This is a genomic window from Pseudomonas sp. GW821-FHT01E05 (assembly GCF_059422425.1).
The window spans coordinates 1-5,315 of record NZ_JBWKWW010000026.1; the positions used below are offsets into that span (position 1 = coordinate 1).

General features: G+C 65.7%; 1 protein-coding gene. It reads right to left on the reverse strand.

The annotated features are described in order from the left end of the window. Nucleotides 1–5,315 (reverse strand): Ig-like domain-containing protein (locus AC07W5_RS29435; protein WP_495024863.1); only part of this gene is annotated, 5,315 nt, incomplete at both ends.

Here is a 5,315-nt window from a genome sequence, read left to right on the forward strand (position 1 = left end):
ACCGGCGCATCGTTGGTGCCGGTGATCGTCACGTCCACCGTGGAACTCGAGAGCGCCCCGTACTGGTCCTGCATCTGGTAGTTGAGGGTCACGTGTTCGACCACGCCCTGCGCCAGATGATCAAAATCGGCTCCCGGGTTGAACTGCAGCTGGTTGCCCGCAACGCTGGCGCTGCCCTGGCCGATCGGCGCGCTGGCGCTGACCAAGGTGAACGCATGGCCGTCGTCGACATCAGTGTCGTTTGCCAGCACGTCAATCGTCAGGGTCTGGTTCTCTGTGCCGGCGGCCGTATCGGCCACCGCTACCGGCGCATCGTTGGTGCCGGTGATCGTCACGTCCACCGTGGAACTCGAGAGCGCCCCGTACTGGTCCTGCATCTGGTAGTTGAGGGTCACGTGTTCGACCACGCCCTGCGCCAGATGATCAAAATCGGCTCCCGGGTTGAACTGCAGCTGGTTGCCCGCAACGCTGGCGCTGCCCTGGCCGATCGGCGCGCTGGCGCTGACCAAGGTGAACGCATGGCCGTCGTCGACATCAGTGTCGTTTGCCAGCACGTCAATCGTCAGGGTCTGGTTCTCTGTGCCGGCGGCCGTATCGACCACAGCTACCGGCGCATCGTTGGTGCCGGTGATGGTCACCACCACGGTGCTGCTGGCGGGCGCGCCGTGCTCGTCGGTCATGTTGTAGCTGAGCGTGACACTGGCCGTGGCGCCTTGCGCCAGGTGGTCGAAATCGCTCCCCGGGTTGAACACCAGCTGGTTGCCCGCGACGCTGGCACTGCCCTGACCGATCGGCGCGCTGGCGCTGACCAAGGTGAACGCATGGCCGTCGTCGACATCAGTGTCGTTGGCCAGCACGTCAATCGTCAGGGTCTGGTTCTCTGTGCCGGCGGCCGTATCGGCCACCGCTACCGGCGCATCGTTGGTGCCGGTGATCGTCACATCCACCGTGGAACTCGAGAGCGCCCCGTACTGGTCCTGCATCTGGTAGTTGAGGGTCACGTGTTCGACCACGCCCTGCGCCAGATGATCAAAATCGGCTCCCGGGTTGAACTGCAGCTGGTTGCCCGCAACGCTGGCGCTGCCCTGGCCGATCGGCGCGCTGGCGCTGACCAAGGTGAACGCATGGCCGTCGTCGACATCAGTGTCGTTTGCCAGCACGTCAATCGTCAGGGTCTGGTTCTCTGTGCCGGCGGCCGTATCGACCACAGCTACCGGCGCATCGTTGGTGCCGGTGATCGTCACCACCACGGTGCTGCTGGCGGGCGCGCCGTGCTCGTCGGTCATGTTGTAGCTGAGCGTGACGCTGGCCGTGGCGCCTTGCGCCAGGTGGTCGAAATCGCTCCCCGGATTGAACACCAGCTGGTTGCCCGCGACGCTGGCCGTGCCCTGGCCGATCGGCGCGCTGGCGCTGACCAAGGTGAACGCGTGGCCGTCGTCGACATCGGTGTCGTTGGCCAGCACGTCAATCGTCAGGGTCTGGTTCTCTGTGCCGGCGGCTGTATCGACCACCGCTACCGGCGCATCGTTGGTGCCGGTGATCGTCACCACCACGGTGCTGCTGGCGGGCGCGCCGTGCTCGTCGGTCATGTTGTAGCTGAGCGTGACGCTGGCCGTGGCGCCTTGCGCCAGGTGGTCGAAGTCGGCTCCTGGGTTGAACTGTAGCTGGTTGCCCGCGACGCTGGCGCTGCCCTGGCCGATCGGCGCGCTGGCGCTGACCAAGGTGAACGCGTGGCCGTCGTCGACATCGGTGTCGTTGGCCAGCACGTCGATCGTCAGGGTCTGGTTCTCTGTACCGGCGGCCGCATCGGCCACCGCTACCGGCGCGTCGTTGGTGCCGGTGATCGTCACCACCACGGTGCTGCTGGCGGGCGCGCCGTGCTCGTCGGTCATGTTGTAGCTGAGCGTGACGCTAGCCGTGGCGCCTTGCGCCAGGTGGTCGAAGTCGGCCCCCGGGTTGAACACCAGCTGGTTGCCGACCACGCTGGCGCTGCCCTGGCCGATCGGCGCGCTGGCGCTGACCAAGGTGAACGCATGGCCGTCGTCGACATCAGTGTCGTTGGCCAGCACGTCAATCGTCAGGGTCTGGTTTTCCGTACCGGCGGCTGTATCGACCACCGCTACCGGCGCATCGTTGGTGCCGGTGATCGTCACCACCACGGTGCTGCTGGCGGGCGCGCCGTGCTCGTCGGTCATGTTGTAGCTGAGCGTGACACTGGCCGTGGCGCCTTGCGCCAGGTGGTCAAAATCGCTCCCCGGGTTGAACACCAGCTGGTTGCCGACCACGCTGGCCGTGCCCTTGTTTGCCGGCGCACTGACCGAGTTCAGCGTCAACAGGTGGCCGTCATCGACATCGGTGTCATTGGCCAGCACGTCGATCGTCAGGGTCTGGTTTTCCGTGCCGGCGGCCGTATCAACCACCGCTACCGGCGCATCGTTGGTGCCGGTGATGGTGACGTCCACCGTGGAACTCGAGAGCGCCCCGTACTGGTCCTGCATCTGGTAACTGAGGGTCACGTGTTCGACCACGCCTTGCGCCAGATGGTCGAAATCGCTCCCCGGGTTGAACACCAGCTGGTTGCCCGCGACGCTGGCACTGCCCTGACCGATCGGCGCGCTGGCGCTGACCAAGGTGAACGCGTGGCCGTCGTCGACGTCGGTGTCGTTGGCCAGCACGTCGATCGTCAGGGTCTGGTTCTCCGTGCCGGCGGCCGTATCGACCACCGCTACCGGCGCATCGTTGGTGCCGGTGATGGTCACATCCACGCTGCTGGTCGAGAGTGCCCCGTACTGATCCTGCATCTGATAGCTGAGGGTCACGTGCTCGACCACGCCCTGCGCCAGGTGGTCGAAGTCGCTCCCCGGGTTGAACTGCAGCTGGTTGCCGACCACGCTGGCCGTGCCCTTGTTTGCCGGCGCACTCGCCGCGTTCAGCGTGAACAGGTGGCCGTCGTCGACATCGGTGTCGTTGGCCAGCACGTCGAGGGTGAGGGTCTGGTTTTCCGTGCCGACGGCCGCATCGGCCACCGCCACCGGCGCGTCGTTGGTGCCGGTGATGGTCACCACTACGGTGCTGCTGGCGGGCGCTCCATGCTCGTCGGTCATGTTGTAGCTGAGCATGACGCTGGCCGTGGCGCCCTGCGCCAGATGGTCGAAATCGCTCCCCGGGTTGAACACCAGCTGGTTGCCGACCACGCTGGCCGTGCCCTTGTTCGCCGGCGCACTGACCGAGTTCAGCGTGAACACATGACCGTCATCGACATCGGTGTCATTGGCCAGCACGTCGATCGTCAGGGTCTGGTTTTCCGTGCCGGCGGCCACATCGGCCACCGCCACCGGCGCATCGTTGGTGCCGGTGATGGTCACATCCACGCTGCTGGTCGAGAGTGCCCCGTACTGATCCTGCATCTGATAGTTGAGCGTCACGTGCTCGACCGCACCTTGCGCCAGGTGATCGAAATCGGCTCCCGGGTTGAACTGTAGCTGGTTGCCCGCGACGCTGGCACTGCCCTGACCGATCGGCGCGCTGGCGCTGACCAAGGTGAACGCGTGGCCGTCGTCGACGTCGGTGTCATTGGCCAGCACGTCAATCGTCAGGGGCTGGTTTTCCGTGCCGGCAGCCGCATCGGCCACCGCCACCGGCGCGTCATTGGTGCCGGTGATGGTCACCACTACGGTGCTGCTGGCGGGCGCGCCGTACTCGTCGGTCATGTTGTAGCTGAGCGTGACGCTGGCCGTGGCGCCCTGCGCCAGATGGTCGAAATCGCTCCCCGGGTTGAACACCAGTTGGTTGCCCGCAACGCTGGCACTGCCTTGGCCGATCGGCGCGCTGGCGCTGACCAAGGTGAACGCGTGGCCGTCGTCGACATCGGTGTCGTTGGCCAGCACGTCAATCATGAGGGTCTGGTTCTCTGTACCGGCAGCCGCATCGGCCACCGCTACCGGCGCGTCGTTGGTGCCGGTGATGGTCACCACCACGGTGCTGCTGGCGGGCGCGCCGTGCTCGTCGGTCATGTTGTAGCTGAGCGTCACGTGTTCGACCACGCCCTGCGCCAGGTGGTCGAAGTCGGCCCCTGGGTTGAACTGTAGCTGGTTGCCGACCACGCTGGCACTGCCCTGGCCGATCGGCGCGCTGGCGCTGACCAAGGTGAACAGGTGGCCGTCGTCGACATCGGTGTCATTGGCCAGCACGTCGATCGTCAGGGTCTGGTTCTCCGTGCCGGCGGCCACATCGACCACCGCCACCGGCGCATCGTTGGTGCCGGTGATCGTCACGTCCACCGTGGAGCTCGAGAGCGCCCCATACTGATCCTGCATCTGATAGCTGAGCGTCACGTGCTCGACCACGCCTTGCGCCAGGTGGTCGAAGTCGGCCCCCGGGTTGAACTGCAGCTGGTTGCCCGCGACGCTGGCGCTGCCCTGACCGATCGGCGCGCTGGCGCTGACCAAGGTGAACAGGTGGCCGTCATCGACATCGGTGTCATTGGCCAGCACGTCGAGGGTGAGGGTCTGGTTTTCCGTGCCGGCGGCCGTATCGGCCACCGCCACCGGCGCGTCGTTGGTGCCGGTGATCGTCACGTCCACCGTGGAACTCGAGAGTGCCCCGTACTGGTCCTGCATCTGATAGTTGAGCGTCACGTGCTCGACCACGCCTTGCGCCAGATGATCGAAGTCGCTCCCCGGGTTGAACACCAGTTGGTTGCCGACCACGCTGGCACTGCCCTGACCGATCGGCGCGCCGGCGCTGACCAAGGTGAACAGGTGGCCGTCGTCGACGTCGGTATCGTTGGCCAGCACGTCGATCGTCAGGGTCTGGTTTTCCGTGCCGGCAGCCGTATCGGCCACCGCCACCGGCGCATCGTTGGTGCCGGTGATCGTCACATCCACCGTGGAGCTCGAGAGCGCCCCATACTGATCCTGCATCTGGTAGCTGAGCGTCACGTGCTCGACCACGCCTTGCGCCAGGTGGTCGAAATCGCTCCCCGGGTTGAACTGCAGCTGGTTGCCGACCACGCTGGCTGTGCCCTTGTTTGCCGGTGCACTGACCGCGTTCAGCGTGAACAGGTGGCCGTCATCGATGTCGGTGTCATTGGCCAGCACGTCGATCGTCAGGGTCTGGTTTTCCGTACCGGCAGCCGTATCGGCCACCGCTACCGGCGCATCGTTGGTGCCGGTGATCGTCACGTCCACCGTGGAACTCGAGAGTGCCCCGTACTGATCCTGCATCTGGTAGCTGAGCGTCACGTGCTCGACCACGCCCTGCGCCAGGTGATCGAAATCGCTCCCCGGGTTGAACACCAGCTGGTTGCCGACCAC